Source organism: Alteromonas sp. RKMC-009 (genome assembly GCF_003584565.2).
GTDB lineage: Bacteria > Pseudomonadota > Gammaproteobacteria > Enterobacterales > Alteromonadaceae > Alteromonas.
Genome location: NZ_CP031010.1, coordinates 4,031,342 through 4,048,700 on the forward strand (window position 1 = coordinate 4,031,342; position 17,359 = coordinate 4,048,700).

General features: G+C 48.1%; 16 protein-coding genes. 1 reads left to right on the forward strand and 15 read right to left on the reverse strand.

The window, feature by feature from the left end; all coding sequences use genetic code 11:
- Positions 1-50: 50 nt before the first annotated feature.
- From nqrM to DS731_RS17720, 10 genes are all read right to left on the reverse strand, one after another.
- A complete protein-coding gene (nqrM, locus tag DS731_RS17675; protein ID WP_119502567.1) occupies positions 51-284 on the reverse strand; it encodes a (Na+)-NQR maturation NqrM in 234 nt (77 codons plus the stop codon).
- A 9-nt stretch (positions 285-293) separates the two neighbouring features.
- Entirely contained in the window at positions 294-1,313 is a 1,020-nt protein-coding gene (locus DS731_RS17680; protein WP_442858467.1) for an FAD:protein FMN transferase, read from the reverse strand.
- Positions 1,314-1,379: 66 nt separating this feature from the next.
- Positions 1,380-2,609 carry an NADH:ubiquinone reductase (Na(+)-transporting) subunit F gene (gene nqrF / locus DS731_RS17685; protein WP_119502568.1) on the reverse strand — a complete coding sequence of 410 codons (1,230 nt, stop codon included), beginning with the start codon at positions 2,607-2,609 and terminating at the stop codon, positions 1,380-1,382.
- A 20-nt stretch (positions 2,610-2,629) separates the two neighbouring features.
- The gene (gene nqrE, locus DS731_RS17690) at positions 2,630-3,238 is read right to left on the reverse strand and encodes an NADH:ubiquinone reductase (Na(+)-transporting) subunit E (RefSeq protein ID WP_119502569.1); all 609 of its coding nucleotides are present in this window, start codon (positions 3,236-3,238) and stop codon (positions 2,630-2,632) included.
- A 3-nt stretch (positions 3,239-3,241) separates the two neighbouring features.
- On the reverse strand, positions 3,242-3,874 hold the full coding sequence (locus DS731_RS17695) for an NADH:ubiquinone reductase (Na(+)-transporting) subunit D (RefSeq protein WP_119502570.1): 633 nt from the start codon (positions 3,872-3,874) through the stop codon (positions 3,242-3,244).
- A gap of 12 nt (positions 3,875-3,886) precedes the next feature.
- Complete coding sequence (locus tag DS731_RS17700) at positions 3,887-4,651, reverse strand: Na(+)-translocating NADH-quinone reductase subunit C (RefSeq protein WP_119502571.1); 765 nt, start codon at positions 4,649-4,651, stop codon at positions 3,887-3,889.
- A complete protein-coding gene (locus DS731_RS17705) occupies positions 4,641-5,840 on the reverse strand; it encodes an NADH:ubiquinone reductase (Na(+)-transporting) subunit B (RefSeq protein WP_119502572.1) in 1,200 nt (399 codons plus the stop codon). The genes DS731_RS17700 and DS731_RS17705 overlap by 11 nt, the downstream gene beginning before the upstream one ends.
- Positions 5,841-5,843: 3 nt before the next feature.
- Complete coding sequence (locus tag DS731_RS17710) at positions 5,844-7,181, reverse strand: Na(+)-translocating NADH-quinone reductase subunit A (RefSeq protein ID WP_119503487.1); 1,338 nt, start codon at positions 7,179-7,181, stop codon at positions 5,844-5,846.
- Positions 7,182-7,865: 684 nt separating this feature from the next.
- Complete coding sequence (fabV, locus tag DS731_RS17715) at positions 7,866-9,044, reverse strand: enoyl-ACP reductase FabV (protein ID WP_119502573.1); 1,179 nt, start codon at positions 9,042-9,044, stop codon at positions 7,866-7,868.
- A 146-nt stretch (positions 9,045-9,190) separates the two neighbouring features.
- A complete protein-coding gene (locus DS731_RS17720) occupies positions 9,191-9,754 on the reverse strand; it encodes an FKBP-type peptidyl-prolyl cis-trans isomerase (protein ID WP_232373570.1) in 564 nt (187 codons plus the stop codon).
- A gap of 290 nt (positions 9,755-10,044) precedes the next feature.
- Here DS731_RS17720 and ppc point away from each other — a divergent pair, with 290 nt between their 5' ends.
- Positions 10,045-12,669, forward strand: a complete 2,625-nt coding sequence (gene ppc / locus DS731_RS17725; RefSeq protein WP_119502575.1) for a phosphoenolpyruvate carboxylase — start codon at positions 10,045-10,047, stop codon at positions 12,667-12,669.
- 68 nt (positions 12,670-12,737) lie between these two features.
- Here the strand turns inward: ppc and DS731_RS17730 are convergent, their stop codons facing one another.
- The 5 genes from DS731_RS17730 to DS731_RS17750 all read right to left on the reverse strand — a co-directional run bounded on the left by DS731_RS17730 (position 12,738) and on the right by DS731_RS17750 (position 17,292).
- On the reverse strand, positions 12,738-13,583 hold the full coding sequence (locus DS731_RS17730; RefSeq protein ID WP_232373549.1) for an IS3 family transposase: 846 nt from the start codon (positions 13,581-13,583) through the stop codon (positions 12,738-12,740).
- Positions 13,580-14,080, reverse strand: a complete 501-nt coding sequence (locus DS731_RS17735) for a helix-turn-helix domain-containing protein (RefSeq protein WP_119500931.1) — start codon at positions 14,078-14,080, stop codon at positions 13,580-13,582. The genes DS731_RS17730 and DS731_RS17735 overlap by 4 nt, the downstream gene beginning before the upstream one ends.
- Positions 14,081-14,175: 95 nt before the next feature.
- On the reverse strand, positions 14,176-15,582 hold the full coding sequence (locus DS731_RS17740; protein WP_119502576.1) for a DUF2271 domain-containing protein: 1,407 nt from the start codon (positions 15,580-15,582) through the stop codon (positions 14,176-14,178).
- Positions 15,579-16,493, reverse strand: a complete 915-nt coding sequence (locus tag DS731_RS17745; protein WP_119502577.1) for a calcium-binding protein — start codon at positions 16,491-16,493, stop codon at positions 15,579-15,581. Before DS731_RS17745 ends, DS731_RS17740 begins: the two co-directional genes overlap by 4 nt.
- A 10-nt stretch (positions 16,494-16,503) precedes the next feature.
- Positions 16,504-17,292 carry a DUF4198 domain-containing protein gene (locus tag DS731_RS17750; protein WP_119502578.1) on the reverse strand — a complete coding sequence of 263 codons (789 nt, stop codon included), beginning with the start codon at positions 17,290-17,292 and terminating at the stop codon, positions 16,504-16,506.
- Positions 17,293-17,359: the final 67 nt, after the last annotated feature.

Genomic DNA, 17,359 nt, shown 5'->3' on the forward strand with positions numbered 1-17,359 from the left:
CGTCCGGCCATTTTCATCATCACAGAGTGTATGCTGATAAACATGAGTATTTACAGGATCTGGTTATCCTTCCACTCAGCAATTTTCTTCTGTCTGGCTTCTTCACGTTCCAGGCGCATTTTCTTACGGTCACACGGCTCAGGACAATCACAGGCTTTCTCAATACCCAGTGCGCCTAAACCGCCACAACTGCCGGAAATGGACTTCTTCTGGATCAGATAACCCACAGCCATTGCCAGTACCATGGCAAGAAAAAACACAAACGCGAGGATAAATGTAGACATCATCGTCTCCTAATTCTTAACTTCAACCATAGTATCAAACTCAGGAGATGCATACTCCTCAAAGCCATCTGCTGTGCGACGAATTAAGAAAACGGCAAGATGTTCTTTCTCCGCCAGCGCTTTGGCTTCATCCCACCCCATCACATTAAACGCAGTGGCAAGGCCATCTGCAGTCATAGACGACGGGTCCACCACCGTTACCGACACCAGATTATGAGTAATGGGTTTACCGGTACGGGGATCAATCAGATGCGAATAACGCTTACCGTCCATTTCATAGTAATTACGGTAATCCCCTGAGGTGGCAATGGCATTCGTACCAATAGAGACAATTTTCTGCACCGAGCGTTCCGTTGAGACCGGCTTCTCAATGGCTATTAACCATTCCTCACCATTCCCCCGCTCGCCTTTAACACGCATTTCACCGCCGATTTCCACCAGGTAGTTGTGCAGATCATGCTTTTCCATAATCGCAGCAACCTGGTCTACACCGTAGCCTTTGGCAATAGTCGACAGGTCGACATAAACCATTGGATGCGTTTTCTTCAGACCCTGTTCTGAAATACTGATTTTATCCAGCCCGACATACTCACGGACTTCAGAAATCTGCTCTTCAGATGGCACCTTTTCAGGACGTTTGTTCGGACCAAAGCCCCACAAATTCACCAGCGGTCCCACTGTTACGTCCAGCACGTTATGACTCAGCTTACCGAGCCTGATAGCTTCAGTCACCACCAGTGAAGTTTCGTCACTTAACGGAAATGGCGTGGTGTAACGATTCTGGTTAAAACGGGATAATTCTGATGTGGGGTCATAGGTCGACATCAGTTTATTAATTTCTACTAACCGGGCATCAATAGCCTCTTGCAGACCATCAACCTGACCACGATCATCCACCACATACTTAACATTGTATGTGGTGCCCATGGTATTTCCGTGTAAATGCACAACCTGTTTGGCTTCCTCACCACAGGCACTAAGAAAGAGTACAACGAAAGCAAGTACACTAAAACGCAGATACTGATTAATCACTTCTTATCCTTATCTATTAAAAAAGGGGGCGATGCCCCCTTTTTCAATTATACCGTTTGCTGATTAACCACCAAAGTCATCAAGCAGGATATTTTCGTCTTCTACCCCAAGATCTTTCAGCATGTTGATAACAGCTGCGTTCATCATGGGAGGACCACACATGTAGAATTCACAATCTTCCGGAGCAGGGTGATCTTTCAGATAGTTCTCAAGCAAGACATTGTGGATGAAACCGGTATAGCCATCCCAGTTGTCTTCAGGTTGAGGGTCAGAAAGTGCAACATGCCATTCGAAGTTGTCATTCTCGGCAGCCAGCTCATCGAAATCTTCAACATAGAACATTTCGCGCAGTGAACGGGCACCGTACCAGAATGTGATCTTACGATCGGTTTTCAGACGACGAAGCTGGTCGAAGATGTGTGAACGCATAGGTGCCATACCTGCACCACCGCCAACAAACACCATTTCTGCGTCAGTTTCTTTCGCGAAGAATTCACCGAACGGACCAGAAATCGTTGCTTTATCACCTTCTTTCAGGCTCCAGATGTACGAAGACATTTTACCGGCAGGCAGAGTCAGGTTATTAGGCGGCGGCGTAGCAATACGCACGTTCAGCATAATAATACCTTCTTCTTCCGGGTAGTTCGCCATGGAGTAAGCACGGATAGTTTCTTCGTCGACTTTAGACTCGATGTCAAAGAAACCAAAGCGCTCCCAGTCACCACGGAACTTCTCAGGAATGTCGTAATCTTTGTATTTCACGTGATGGGGTGGCGCCTCAATCTGAATGTAACCACCGGCACGGAAAGGTACGCTTTCACCGTTAGGAATTTTAAGCTTAAGCTCTTTGATGAACGTGGCTTTGTTGTCGTTAGAAATAACTTCACAATCCCACTTTTTAACACCGAAGATTTCTTCTTCCAGTTCAATTTTCATGTCCTGCTTAATAGCAACCTGACATGATAAACGACAACCTTCACGGGCTTCACGCTTAGTGATGTGATCAAGCTCAGTTGGCAGAATTTCACCGCCACCTTCTTTGATGTCTACACGGCACTGACCACAAGAACCACCACCACCACATGCTGATGATACGAAAATACCCGCTTCAGCAAGTGCGCCCAGCAGTTTACCGCCTGGCTGTGTAGTAATCGCTTTCTCAGGATCATCGTTGATCATGATAGTCACGTCACCGCTTGGTACTAACTTAGATTTGGCAAACATGATAATAAATACCAGTGCCAGAACGATGACAATGAACATGCCAACGCCAAGTAACATTTCTATACTCATTTATATGCTCCTTTGCGTTATTACAGTGCGATACCAGTGAAAGACTGGAAGCCTAACGCCATCAGACCTGCGATCATGAACACAGAGCCCAGACCACGTACACCATCTGGCATATCAGCATATTTCAGTTTTTCACGAACAGCGGCCAGCAGAACGATAGCTAACGCCCAGCCCATACCACTACCTACACCGTAGACAATACTTTCAGTGAAGTTATATTCACGTTGAACCGCGAATGCCACACCACCGAAGATTGCACAGTTAACTGTGATTAGCGGAAGGAAGATACCCAGAGCGTTATATAACGCAGGGAAAAACTTATCTAACGCCATTTCCAGAATCTGTACTAACGCAGCAATAACGCCGATAAACGTCAGGAAGTTCAGGAAGCTTAAGTCTGCATCAGGGAAACCGGCCCATGCCAGCGCACCCGGAGCAAGAATGTTTACATAGATAACCTGGTTTACCGGTACAGAGATACCCAGTACCACAATAACGGCTACACCCAGACCCATCGCTGTTTTTACTTTCTTAGATACGGCCAGAAACGTACACATACCCAGGAACAACGACAGCGCCATGTTCTCGATAAAAATCGAGCGAACGAATAAAGACAGATAATGTTCCACGAATTACTCCTTAGGCTCGACTTGTTCCGGACGGAAAGTACGGATAATCCATACCATGCCACCGATCAGGAAGAATGAGCTGAATGGCAGGATCAACAGGCCATTGCCCTGATACCAGCCACCGTTTTGTACCAGCGGCAGAATTTCGAAACCAAGGATGGTGCCGAAGCCGAACAGCTCTTTAACTGTACCGATACAAATCAGAATGAAAGAGTAACCCAGACCATTACCAATACCGTCCAGGAAGCTCATCAGCGGAGGACTCTTCATCGCATACGCTTCTGCACGACCCATTACGATACAGTTGGTGATGATCAGACCAACGAATACTGAGAGCTGTTTGGATACCTCGTAAGAGTAAGCCTTCAGGATTTGGTCTACCACGATTACCAGAGAAGCGATGATGGTCATCTGAATGATGATACGTACGCTTGACGGAATCTGGTTACGGATTGCCGAGATAAACAGGTTAGAGAACGCCACAACGCTTGTCAGCGCCAGCGACATAACCAAAGCTGTTTCCAGCTTAGTTGTAATCGCCAGTGCAGAACAGATACCCAGTACCTGCAGGGCGATCGGGTTGTTGTCTAAAATCGGTCCAAAGAGGACCTTTTTCATTTCTTTAGTGTCAGCCACGATAAGACCCCTTTATGAACGCCATGCTTGTTTCTTAAGGAACGGACCGAAGCCCTGCTCGCCTACCCAGTACTGAATTGTGTTTTCAACACCATTACTGGTCAGGGTTGCGCCGGAAAGTGCATCTACAGAGTAAGGATTATCAGGGTTAGCATTTTTCTTAACCTCGATAGCAACATCACCGTTTTCGTACAGCTTCTTGCCATCCCACTTTGCCTGCCATGCAGGGTTTTGCACTTCACCGCCAAGTCCCGGCGTTTCTTTCTGCTGGTAGTAAATCAGTTCTTTCACAGTTTCACCGTCGGCATCAACTGCCAGGAAACCGTACATCAGATCCCACAGACCGCTACCGTGTACCGGCAGGATCACGCGGGTAACTTCACCGGCGTCATTGTGAACCAGATAGACACTGGCAACATTAGGACGACGTTGGAAGCCAACATTGCTGTTTACCACTTTGGTGCTTGTCTCAGTTACTTTTGCAGCTTTGTACATGTCGAAATCAGGTGAAGGCATTTCAGTGAATTCACCAGAGTCTAAGTCGACAAAACGGCGCTCAACAAACTCATCAAATTTTGCATTGATGGTGTCGTTGCTCATGCCAGTCTCATACAGACCTGCAGCAGTAAGAATGTTTGTTTGCTTATCCAATTGGGCGTTTGTTTGTTGCAGTGAACGCAGGCCAACAGCCGCACCCGACACAACAATTGAACAAACCAGACAGACGGCAACTACTACGCCAACTGTTTTTCCTAAAGATTCTTTCTTAGCCGACACGAGCTACCCTCCGCTTGATATTGCTTTGCGCGACGAAATAGTCGAACAGTGGCGCCCACAAGTTGGCAAACAGAATGGCCAACATTACACCTTCAGGGAAGGCAGGGTTGAGGACGCGGATCAGTACCGTCATGAAACCAATGAAGATACCGTATGCCCACTTACCTTTATTGGTAAACGACGCTGATACAGGGTCAGTTGCCATGAAGAACATACCAAAGGCAAGACCACCTACAACGAAGTGCCAATGAGCAGGCATTGCAAACATCGGGTTAGTGTCGCTGCCAATCATGTTAAGCAGAGTAGCAAAGAAGGCTACACCTACTGCAACACCGGCAACAATACGCCAGCTTGCAATTCGCATATACATGATGAACAGACCACCAATCATGATAGCCAGTGCAGATACTTCACCCGCAGAACCTGAAATGGTTCCGATGAAGCTATTCATCCACTGATCCATGTTGCTGTAATCTAAGTTACCGGAAGCCGCCTGGCTTAAAGATGTAGCACCTGAGAAACCATCGGCTGCTACCCATACCTGGTCACCTGAAATTTGTGCAGGGTACGCAAAGTATAAGAAAGCACGGCCAGACAGTGCAGGGTTAAGGAAGTTACGGCCAGTACCACCAAAGACTTCTTTAGCGATAACAACACCAAAAGTAATACCCAGAGCAACCTGCCATAATGGAATCGTTGCGGGCAGTGTCAGTGCGAACAGAACAGAAGTAACAAAGAAACCTTCGTTAACTTCGTGCTTACGAACTGATGCAAAAAGGACTTCCCAGAAACCACCTACTGCGAACGTTACTGCGTAGATTGGTAACCAGAAGCAGGCACCGTAGAAGAACAGGCCTAATCCGCCGGCACTGGCCAAATCACCACCTAATGCAGTGAAAATAGCTGCCTGCCAGCTGTCTGGTACAGTTGCACCGGCACCCAGCGCGTCTTGCGCTTGCAAACCGATGTTGTACATACCGAAGAACATGGCCGGGAATGTTGCCATCCATACCATGATCATAATACGTTTCAGGTCGATGCTGTCACGAACATGAGTACCGGCTTTGTTTACTTTACCGGGAGTATAAAAAATCGTTGCCGCTGCTTCATACAGTGCATACCACTTTTCATACTTACCACCCGGTTCAAAATCCGGCTCGATTTTTTCCAGATACGCTTTCAAACCCATGACTTAACCCTCTTTCTCAATGGTGGTTAAACAACTGCGCAGGATTGGACCGTAGCTGTATTTGCCCGGGCACACGTAAGTACACAGAGCTAAATCTTCTTCGTCCAATTCAAGGCAACCCATTGCCTGAGCACTGTCCGTATCGCCCGCAATCAAATCACGTAACAACAGTGTAGGAAGAATATCTAATGGCATAACACGCTCATAGTTACCGATTGGTACCATCGAACGCTCTGAACCATTAGTGGTGGTTGTCATGTCGTAATCTTTCGACGACAGGTGACCTAAATAAGCACGGGTTACAGAGTGCTTATCAGAACCCGGCGTGATCCAGCCGAGGAATTTCTTCTCACGACCTTCTTTTAACGCTGAAACCTGTAAGTGATAACGGCCTAAGAAACCGTGAACACCTTGCGCTGTAGTACCGTTCAGGACAGAACCTGACACTGTACGTACTTCACCATCAACCAGTTCACCGGCTGTCAGCTCTGCAATGTCAGCACCCAGAAGTGTTCTGACCAGGCGAGGATTTTTCGCAGCAGGACCTGCCAGCGAAACAACGCGACGGTTGTCCAGTTCACCGGTAGTCACGGTAGCACCGAACGCAAGAACGTCCTGGTAGTTAACAGACCAGACGGTTTTCTTGGCACCAACCGGATCAAGGTTGTGAATGTGCGTACCCGCAAGACCTGCAGGGTGCGGACCGCCAAACTCAGCAACGTCTACAGTCGCATCACCGGTAGACACTGACGCGCCTGCGGCTTTACAAACGTAAACCTTGCCACCACTCAGTTGCTTCAGCACTTTCAGGCCGGCAACAAAATCATCACTGCGCTCAGCGATGATTGCCACAGGATCTGCAGCAAGCGGGTTGGTATCCATTGCATTCACGAAAATGGAGGATGGTACAGAACCTAAAGCAGGTACTTTACTGAACGGACGCGTGCGTAACGCAGTCCACAGACCGGAGTCCACCAGTAAGGTTTGCAGTTGTTCCTGAGAAGCGTTTGCGATCTGGTCTGCAGCAATTTTCTCAAAAGTAACAGCTTCGTTACCTTCGATTTTTACTACTACAGATTGAAGAACACGTTTAGCACCACGGTTTACCTCTACCACTTCGCCCGCAGCTGGTGCAGTAAACTTAACGCCCGGATTCTTTTTGTCTTCAAAAAGAATCTGGCCTTTAGCCACTTTGTCACCAACCTGGACATGCATGGTAGGACGCATGCCAACATATTCTTCTCCCAGAACGGCAACGCGCGTGACAGCAGATCCATCGGAGATTTGCTGTTGCGGCGCTCCCTTAATAGGGAGGTCGAGACCTTTCTTGATTTTTATCATACGTAATCGCACTACTCTAATAGAAGAACCCTTATGCATGACTGCAGCATCCGCTGCCTGCATGCAGAAGCGCACTTACTAAATTAGGTATCCGTCACCTAAACTATTTATTGATTTTCCGTTGCAGCGTTCATGCACTCACCTTGCGGCGTTGCAAACTTCGATACGTGCCGGGATATTATCGTTATATTTTTATAGGGCCGGACATCAGCTGAAACCTGCACACATGCTATTGCCGGTGCGGTACTGAAGCGTGAGCCGGAAGCAGAGATATAAATACCCTCTACTTAACTACGGGATTTTAGCATTATCGCAGCACTTTAGGCTATGCAAATAATGGATTATCCACAATTTTTGTTAATTTTTAATATAACCACTGTGTGTTTTTCGCTATGTAATCGTTACATCCGCCTCAGCCAAAACTCTTCTATTGTAGTCTATCTTTGGTCTGACGCTTAACGGGGTCACACATTGTAATGCCATGACATAAGTCACTGGTTGGGATTGGCGGCGAAAGTCTACCACAAAGTTTTTCGAAACTGACTAAGACTTAACGCCTAATTACTGCGTGTTAACCCTTATTGCATAAATTTCATCCACATTGTCAAAACACACTTTGCAGATACATTAAAAAATGTACAAAAAAGCCGTCTGTCACGACGGCTTCTGCAAAATATTAATGAATTACCACTTAACCAGCGGATCCACGTCGGCGTCGTAATCAACACCGGCAATGTCAAAACCGAACAGTTTCAGGAACTCATGATGATAACCGGCATAATCGCTTAACTCATGGAAGTTTTCCTGTGTTACCTGATCCCACAGGGCTTTAATTTTCGCCTGTGTTGCATCATTGGTTTCCTTACCGTCCATACGGTAACGGTTCGCTTCGTCCAGTGTCGGGCTGTCGCTGTACAAGCACTCACTGAACAAGCCGGCGATTTGTTCGATACAGCCTTCGTGAGTACCTTCCTCTTTCATCACTTTATAGATCAGAGAGATATACAGAGGCATCACAGGAATAGCTGAACTGGCCTGGGTGACCAGCGCTTTCAATGAAGAAACATTCGCTTCAACCAGTTTTTCTGTGTGCTTGCCAATAATCGCAGCGGCTGCGCGATCGAGGTCTTCTTTGGCTTTACCGATAGTCGCCTGACCATAAATAGGCCAGGTAAGCTCTTTACCGATATAAGTATAGGCAGTGGTTTTACAGCCTTCAGCCAGAACACCGGCTTCGCCCAGGAAATCCATCCAGCGTTCCCAGTCTTCGCCACCCATCACTTTGATGGTGTTGTGAATTTCTTCATCGTTGGCAGGCTCTAACGTCACATCATGAACTTTGTCTTTATCTGTGTCGTAGGTTTTAGTGGTATACGCCTGACCAACAGGCTTCAGCGTAGACTTGTAGGTTTCGCCTGAAACAGGATCGGTACGGCGGGGAGATGCCAGTGAGTAAATGACCAGATCCACAGAACCCAGGTCTGCCTTAATTTGCTCAATCACCTGCGCCTTCATCTCGTCAGAGAACGCATCGCCATTAAAGGTTTTTGCGTACAGTCCGTTACTCTCTGCCTGCTGATGAAAAGCAGCTGTGTTATACCAGCCAGCAGTAGCTGTTTTACGTTCAGACGGCTCTTTTTCGAAACAAACACCTAAGGTTTTAGCACCATAGCCAAAGGCGGAAGTGATCCGCGATGCCAGACCGTACCCTGTTGAACAACCGATCACTAAAACATTTTTCGGGCCTTCACCCTGAACGCCCTGCTGGCGAACGTATTCAATTTGCTCAGCTACGGAAGCTGCACAGCCTGCCGGGTGCGCATTTGTACAGATGAAGCCTCTGACTTTAGGCTTGATAACCATAGTAGTTTTTCCTTTATTAATTGTGCGCGTATTGTAATAGCGTCTGTCGGGATAACAACTCTGAGCAGATCCAGCTCTGAATTATTAAAGAGAAAAGTCGTCAAAGATGCAAAGAGCGGCAGTCAGATGACTGCCGCAGCAGGCAGTTAACCCAGAATATCCAGCAGTTCTACATCAAATACTAATGTAGAGTACGGTGCAATTGCGCCACCCGCACCTTGTTCGCCGTAGGCCAGCTCATAAGGGATATACAGTTTCCACTTAGAGCCAACAGGCATCAGTTGCAGTGCTTCAGTCCAGCCACGGATAACACCGTTAACAGGGAATTCTGCAGGCTGACCGCGCTTGTAAGAGCTGTCGAAGACAGAACCGTCAATCAGTGTACCGTGGTAGTGAACACGCACATTGCTGTCAGCAGCAGGCTTGTCGCCTTCACCGGCTTCGATGATTTCATACTGCAGGCCGCTTTCAGTCACAGTGACTTCTTCACGCTCGGCGTTCTTTGCCAGGTATGCTTCACCTTCTTCGATTACCGCTTTGCTTTGCTCAGCTTTAGCAGCCTGCATACGCTGATGGATTTCGCCGAACGCATTACGCAGGGTATCGGTGTCAACCTGTGCTGCCTGGCCGTTAAACGCATCGCTTAACCCTTCTACAACTGCTTCTAGCGCAAGGCCTTCGAATGGGTTAGATTTAAGTTGCTCTCCCATTTGGAAACCAACACCGTAACTTGCTTGCGTTTCTACGCTGGTATATTTATCGGTCACATTGACTCCTGAAATTAAATTACAAGATTTGTTTATTTTTTGGGCTAATTATGACTACATTGAAGGCCAAGAAATAACCTGCCGGCAAGTTTACCATATCGGGCTGCAACATGCTTGGGGCTTGGGATTTGTTAAATGAACTTTTCATTAAGGTTTAATTTATAACTCAAAGTGGTTAGACAAGTTTGACAATTTTGAAGTAAGGTTATGGGCATATACAGTAGGAGGATGCTATGCAATCACACTATGATGCCGAACTGAAAGACACAGTCCGGTACTTGGGAAAAGTCCTTGGCGAAACCATTAAAGCTGAATTAGGTCAGGAATGGTTAGACCGCATTGAGACCATCAGAAAAGATGGTCGTTCTTCATTTCAGGGCGATGCAACCCGTAGCGAAAATCTGAAAGAAATTTTCAAAAATCTGACGGATTCTGATCTTTTGACGGTCGGACGAGCTTTCGCACAGTTCCTGACATTAGGTAATATTGCCGAGCAGGAATACAACAGTGCAATGAGTGTTGATGCATCTATGGATGCATTGTTTAAACACCTTGATAAAGCTGATCTGTCAGTTGAAAACGTACAAAAAGCCGTGTCGAAGCTGAACATCGACCTGGTACTCACGGCTCACCCTACAGAAGTGACCCGCCGTACATTAATCCATAAGCAGAAAGAACTCGCCCAATGCCTGCAAAGCATTCACCAGGAATCTCTGGATGATCACGAGCGTACGCGTATTGAAACCCGTATCGCTGATTTGATTAGTCAGGCATGGCATACCGAAGAAATCCGTTCAGTTCGTCCGACGCCTGTTGATGAAGCACGCTGGGGTTTCTCCGTCATCGAAAACTCTTTGTGGGAAGCCGTACCGGATTTCCTCCGTGACCTGGATGAGCGCTTAAAAGCCGATTACAACGTTAGTCTGCCACTGGATGCAGCACCTGTGCACTTCAGTTCCTGGATGGGTGGTGACCGTGACGGTAACCCGTTTGTTACCGCAAAAGTGACTGAGCAGGTTTTGCTGCTGGCCCGTAAACGCGCAGCAAAACTGTTTGCCTCTGACCTCGACCGCTTACAGGTCGAACTGTCCATGTTCGATTGCAGCGCAGCCCTTCGTGAAGAAGTGGGCGAAGAAGCTAACGAACCATACCGCGCTCTGTTGCGTCCGCTGGTTCGCCGCTGTGGTGCAACCCGCGACGGTATTGCAGACTATCTGTCCGGCAAAAAAGTCGACCAGTCTGACTGGGTACAACATAACGATGAACTGCTGAAGCCGCTGTTACTGTGTTACGACTCACTGGTTGAGTGTGGCATGAGTGTAACCGCCAACGGTTTACTGCTTGATACCATCCGCCGGGTGAAATGTTTCGGTATTCATCTGCTGCAACTGGATGTGCGCCAGGATTCTGAGCGTCATGCTGATGTATTCAGTGAAATTACCCGCTATCTGGGTCTGGGTGACTACGCGCAGTGGAGTGAAGCTGACAAACAGGCATTCCTGTTACGTGAACTGAGCTCGAAGCGTCCGCTGTTCCCTGCCGAGTGGGATGCCTCTGCCGACGTGAAAGAAGTGCTGGATACCTGTAAGGTCATTTCCCAGCACGGCAAAGAAGGCTTCGGCATTTACATCATTTCCATGGCCAGTGAACCGTCTGACGTTATGGCTGTTCAGTTGCTGCTTCAGGAAGCCGGTGTAGACTGGCCAATGCCGGTGGCGCCGCTGTTCGAAACGCTGGACGATCTGAACAATTCTCCTGCCGTCATGCGCAAGCTGCTGTCCATCGACTGGTACCGTGGCTACATCAAAGGCAAACAGTTTGTCATGATTGGCTACTCTGACTCAGCAAAAGATGCCGGTGCACTGGCAGCGGGCTGGGCACAGTATGAATCACAGGAAGCGCTGGTAAAAGTGGCGGACGAATTTGAAACCACACTGACCCTGTTCCACGGACGTGGCGGAACAATTGGTCGTGGTGGTCTGCCTGCACACGCAGCTATTCACTCACAGCCTCCGGGCTCATTAGACGGTGGCTTCCGCGTGACTGAACAGGGTGAAACCATCCGTTATAAGTTCGGTATGCCTAAACTGGCGAAGCAAAGTCTGGGCATTTACGCATCGGCCATTATTGAAGCGATGCTGTTCCCGCCACCGGAGCCAAAACCTGAATGGCGTGAGCTGATCACCAAAATGGCAGCAAATGGTCGCGATAACTATCGCGGTACCGTTCGTCAGGACAAAGACTTTGTGCCGTATTTCCGTGTTGCCACACCTGAACAGGAACTGGGTAAGTTACCTTTAGGTAGTCGTCCTTCCAAGCGTAAGCCACAGGGCGGGATTGAAAGTTTGCGTGCGATCCCGTGGATTTTCGCCTGGGCGCAAACCCGTCTGGTTCTGCCGTCATGGCTGGGCGTAATGCGCGCCATTGATGCAGTTAAAGCAGAGAGCGACCCGAAAGTGGTTGAGGAAATGTTCGCTGAATGGCCATTCTACCGTTCCCGTCTTTCTATGCTGGACATGGTATTCAACAAAGCCGATCCGCGTATCAGTGAAGCTTATGATGAGCGTCTGGTACCTGCGGAACTGAAACACTTCGGTAAAGCACTGCGTGATGAGCTGCAGGAGAGTATTGACTCGCTGCTGAGTCTCACGGGCCAGGAAAGCATCATGGATAAAGATCCTATGGGTAAAGAATCCATGAACATCCGCGCCGGTTACTTACAGCCTCTGCACTATCTGCAAATTGAGTTACTGGAACGTATCCGTGCCGCTGGTGACGACGCGCAAAACCCTGTGCTGGAACGTGCAATGATGGTAACCATCGCCGGTATCGCAATCGGTATGCGTAACACCGGTTAATCCGCCGTCAGCGTTTCCAAATGCAAAAGCCGTCATTATGAAGTGACCCCATAAAGTTGGACTCATTTCTAAGCGGCTGCCAAGGCCTGATTTCGATATTGTATCGGACTCAGGCCTTTTAGTTTCAGCTTAATACGCTCGTTGTTGTAATAGTCGATATATTCTTTGATGCTTTCAATCAGTTCGTCGGCATCGTTGAACTTCTCGTTGTGATACATTTCCGTTTTTAATATGCCGAAGAAGTTCTCTGCGACGGCATTGTCTAAACAATTTCCTTTCCTGGACATGCTTTGAACTAGCCCGTTTGCTTTGATGTGATTTTGGTACTCTTTATGTTGGTATTGCCAGCCCTGATCCGAGTGAATAAGCGGCTTCTCATGTCGCTGTAGCTTACTCGTCGCGGTTTTGAGCATGTCTGTGACTAGTGGCAGTGCAACCGATGTGCGTACTTCATAGCTGACAACCTCTTGGTTAAACAGGTCAATTATCGGTGACAGATAGACTTTCTGGTCTTTGACTTTAAACTCAGTCACATCGGTCACCCATTTTTGATTTGGCTTCACTGCCGTAAATTCTCGATTAAGTTCATTGCCTGCGATTCTGCCGACTTCACCTTTATAGGACTTGTAACGTTTAGGTCTTACCTTGGATTTTAACCCCAGCTCATTCATCAGGCGTTGTACGCGCTTGTGATTAACTATCAAGCCTACTGTTCTCAGCGCAGAAGTAACTCTGCGATAGCCGTACCGCCCTCTATGTTTATGAAAGATAGTACGTATTTTTTCGCTTAAGCCAATATCGGGACACGACCGTTCTAGCGTATTACGATGATAGTAATAAACGCTTTTCGGGAGTCCTGTGATTTTTAATAGATTTTGTAAGCTGTAACTAGCCTTGAGCTCTTCGACAACTATCGTTTTGTCTTTGCTTTTTTCTTTCTGGCTTGAGCCAAGGCTTCTAACTTTTTTAGAACAGCATTCTCCGCACGTAAATAGTCCAACTCTTCTCTGAGTTCCTTCTCCGTCATTTCAGTTGATGGTTTAGGTGCAGAAGGTTCTTTTTTCACGCGAGGTTTACCTTTTTTCTTTGGTTTTAGACCGGAGATACCATCGTGAGCATAAAGCTTTTGCCATTGGAAAAGAATCCCAGGGGACGATAAATCGAAGAAGGCGCTGGTGTAACTAAGTGACCAGTTGTTAGCTGCCATTGTTTTCAACACATCTGTTTTAAATGCTTGAGAATATGGCCTGTGAGTAGACCTGAAGCTTTCAGCGCCATGAATTCGATAAACAGCAGTCCAATATCGGACCTGCCTTTCTGTGACATTAAATCTGCCACCTATCGCCGAAGAACTTTCAGATAAAGCACACTCAGCTACTTTGAGCTTGAAGGCTCGAGGATGTTTGGACATAAAAAGACCCCCAGTAATTGGAATGTCCAACTATTGGGGGTCACTTCATTAAGACGGCTTTTTTGCTTCTGTTGCGGCTTGTCCGCCACACACACTTATAACGATACGGTTATGTCACCAATCTCCCCTTTACCGGCTGTATGGAGGGGCTGCTTAATCAGGGCATTCAGGTCCAGCGGGATTTTCTGATAGTTACGGCCGCCATCTTCCCGTGCAACTTCTACATTCAGCACAAGTTTCTTATCCGTGACCGGCCTTCCCTGTTCGTCAAATCCGTCCCAGTGTACGTGCAGAGGCTTGTTCTTGCGGGTCGCACCGGCAAAACCGTCAATGAAATCTTCATGTGTACGTCCGATTTTACGCCACCACACTCTTAATTCTGTCAGCCAGCGCTGGCTGTCTCCGCGAATTAATAAGCTTTTAACCAGCTGTGCATCTTCCCCGGTAAGCCATACCGATGCATAGGGGCCATGATAATTACTGACATTAAAACGGGGCAGCGTCACATCGATATCCAGCGCAGTCACACCGGCATCTTCCTTCCCTTGCCAGAAAGCAAAGTAGCCGTCTGACGTATTTACCCTGCCTTTCTTATCAGTGGTTTTTACCAGCACATCCTGTTTGTCGCTGAGTAAATCCTGCATCTGTGTTGTCGTGGTGATCACCGCAAGCTGAGCGGCCAGAGCTGCATCAAACACATTCTTCGCCACCACATGTGACGTTAAGCCTGAGGAAGGCCAGCCATCACTGCTGTCCAGCACGCCGGCTTCCTTTGCACCGGCAACAACCTTTCTCGTGACAGTATTTATGACCGTGCCGGAAAAGGGTTCGTTATGATCAGCCACAGGTTCACCAAATAGCATACGCTCCTCCGGCGACGTCCCGTAAAAGGACACTGTGTCGTTCACCTGAACGGAAAAGGCAGCGCCGGCACCGGCTCTCTCAGCGAGGTAACCGGAAATCCGGTTAACCATCAGTGCGTCACCGATAATGCCAACGTTCCAGAATGGTCCGTCAGGCATAGCCTGCGGCATGGTAAGTTGTGCCGGCGCAGTTAATGACACTGCCGTAACTCTGGATGCTCTCGCCAGTTTCCGTGCATCCCGCCGTTCCATAGACACGTTCCCGGCAACATACTGCTCCCAGTAACGGTACAGCGCACCATTACGGCAACTGACTTTCCCTTCTGTCAGTTGAAACCAGGCTTCACATTTCGCGATGCCCTCATACAACCAGGATGGCAATTCATGCGTTCCCCCGCGGGAGAGTTCCGTCAGTAAGCTGCCTTGCGGGTTTGTAGCCTCTGCCGTGTCGTGCACCAGTGCTTTCAGCGCTTCCTGCTCAACCTTTGCATCGCCACTTTCCATGATAACCGTGACATCGTAGCCGGGTTGCTGAATGTGAAAAGATTGCTTTGCCGGCTCAGGTTGAGCTGAACCGGCGGCCTGAACAGCAACAGCTGTCCAGGTACTCAGAAGGCAGATAATGAAGCGACGTTTCATGGATTACTGACTCTCGCAGTTTGTGTTGCCTTGTCGTCATTATCGTTGCTTTCTCGTTCAAATACCGGGGCCGGATCGTCGATGGTGATGAAACCATCGCCGCTAGTATCGTAGCGGCTGAAAGAACGGAAGCCGGACTGCATGTATTCGTTAAATGTCATATGCCCGCTTTCGTCTTTGTCCAGTACACCAAAACGCACGTAAGTTTGTTTTACCTGTCCCTCATAGGTTTTTTCATACTGCGCGTCCAGACGGTCTTCAAACTCCAGCACATATTCCTGCTCAGTCAGTACCTTATCGCCATTCTCGTCAGTGCGGGCAAATTGCTCATCTCTGACAGCCTGAAATTCAGCCTTATCGACTTTGCCGTCACCGTTGGTGTCATATAAATCCATGAAGCCTTTGATATTATGTGTGGTCGGCATGCGCAACATGGGGCGCTGCTCCAGCTTTGGCTTGTCATCACTGTCTGCACTGCGGCCTTCGCGTACCGGGTCAGGATCAGAGGCCAGGATCAGTCCGTCTTTATTCTGATCCATGAAGTCAAAGCCCCGTCCGCCCACTGCATCCATTTCAGCTTTGGTGATTTGCTTATCGTCATCTTTGTCTATAGCGTTGAAGCGAATATGTGTCTGTTTCACCGACGCTTTTCTGTCAGCCGCCATGCGTGTTTTCATATGACCTTCCCACTCGTAAACATACTCATCTTCTTCGATGGTACCGTTGTGGTTGGTATCCGTTGCGGCAAAACGCTGTCTGCGGGCATCAACAAATTCTTCCAGAGACAGCTTTTCGTTACCATCCAGGTCGTAGGTTAAAATAATACCGCTGGCACTGTGAGGGGCAGCCAGTGAGCAGGTACTGGTAAGCAGGCCCAAAGCTGTAGCAATAATAGAAATACGGGTTTTCATGATGGGCTCCTTAAAAAGCTTCTAACGTCAACGTGGTTGTGTAGCTGTAAAGAGGTACCGCTTCGCCTTCCGGAGCAGCTTCTTTCACGCGGACCTGCAGCAAGTACAATCCCTGTTTATCCAGGGTGGCCGATGCAACACCTTTTGAGTTGGTCGTTAACTTTTGAAAATCTGCTTCTTCACTGAACTGATCATTGGCGAAATACACCGTTACCGTCTGCTCAGCCAGCGGTTTACCTTCGTACTGCAGGGTGAATTCAAAATGGTCTCCCGCAAACAAACCATTAGGATGAGTCGCCGGCACAATCTCCAGTCCTTTACCCGTACCGGCTAGTACTTTTTTAGTAGGACATTTCTTCGTCACGTAAGCAACCGCGCTGGTCACCGACTGGAAGTGCTCTGTCAACACAGCCCCTTCCGGTAAAGGTTCTTCATTTCCTCTCACCGAACCGCGCTCACCATTCAAATCGTAAACGCGAAAAATCGCCCCCAACCGCTTACCGGTGGAAAACTTATAGGTCCCTTCCTGTTCCAGTGTCTGTTCAAGGACATTACGGGTTTTCAAATTCACCACCGTCTCTACCGGTACGATACTGCCATCCGGTTGCTCAACCTCGAAAGGCGCATTACTGATGGCCACTTCGGGCACAAAAAACTGCTCTGCGAATGACGCATCCAGCGTCATCGAGTCACGGCTAACCGGCTCAAAACTAAGCGGTTTCAGGTAAGGAGTGTGGGCGTTCGCTATGGGTGCAAGCATCATCATTGTACTTGCCAGTGCTAAGGATTTTATTTTCATTTTTTAGTACTTAGGTTGTAAAAAGTTTCCCGATCTTATTGCAAATAGGAATTGTTATCAATATCAT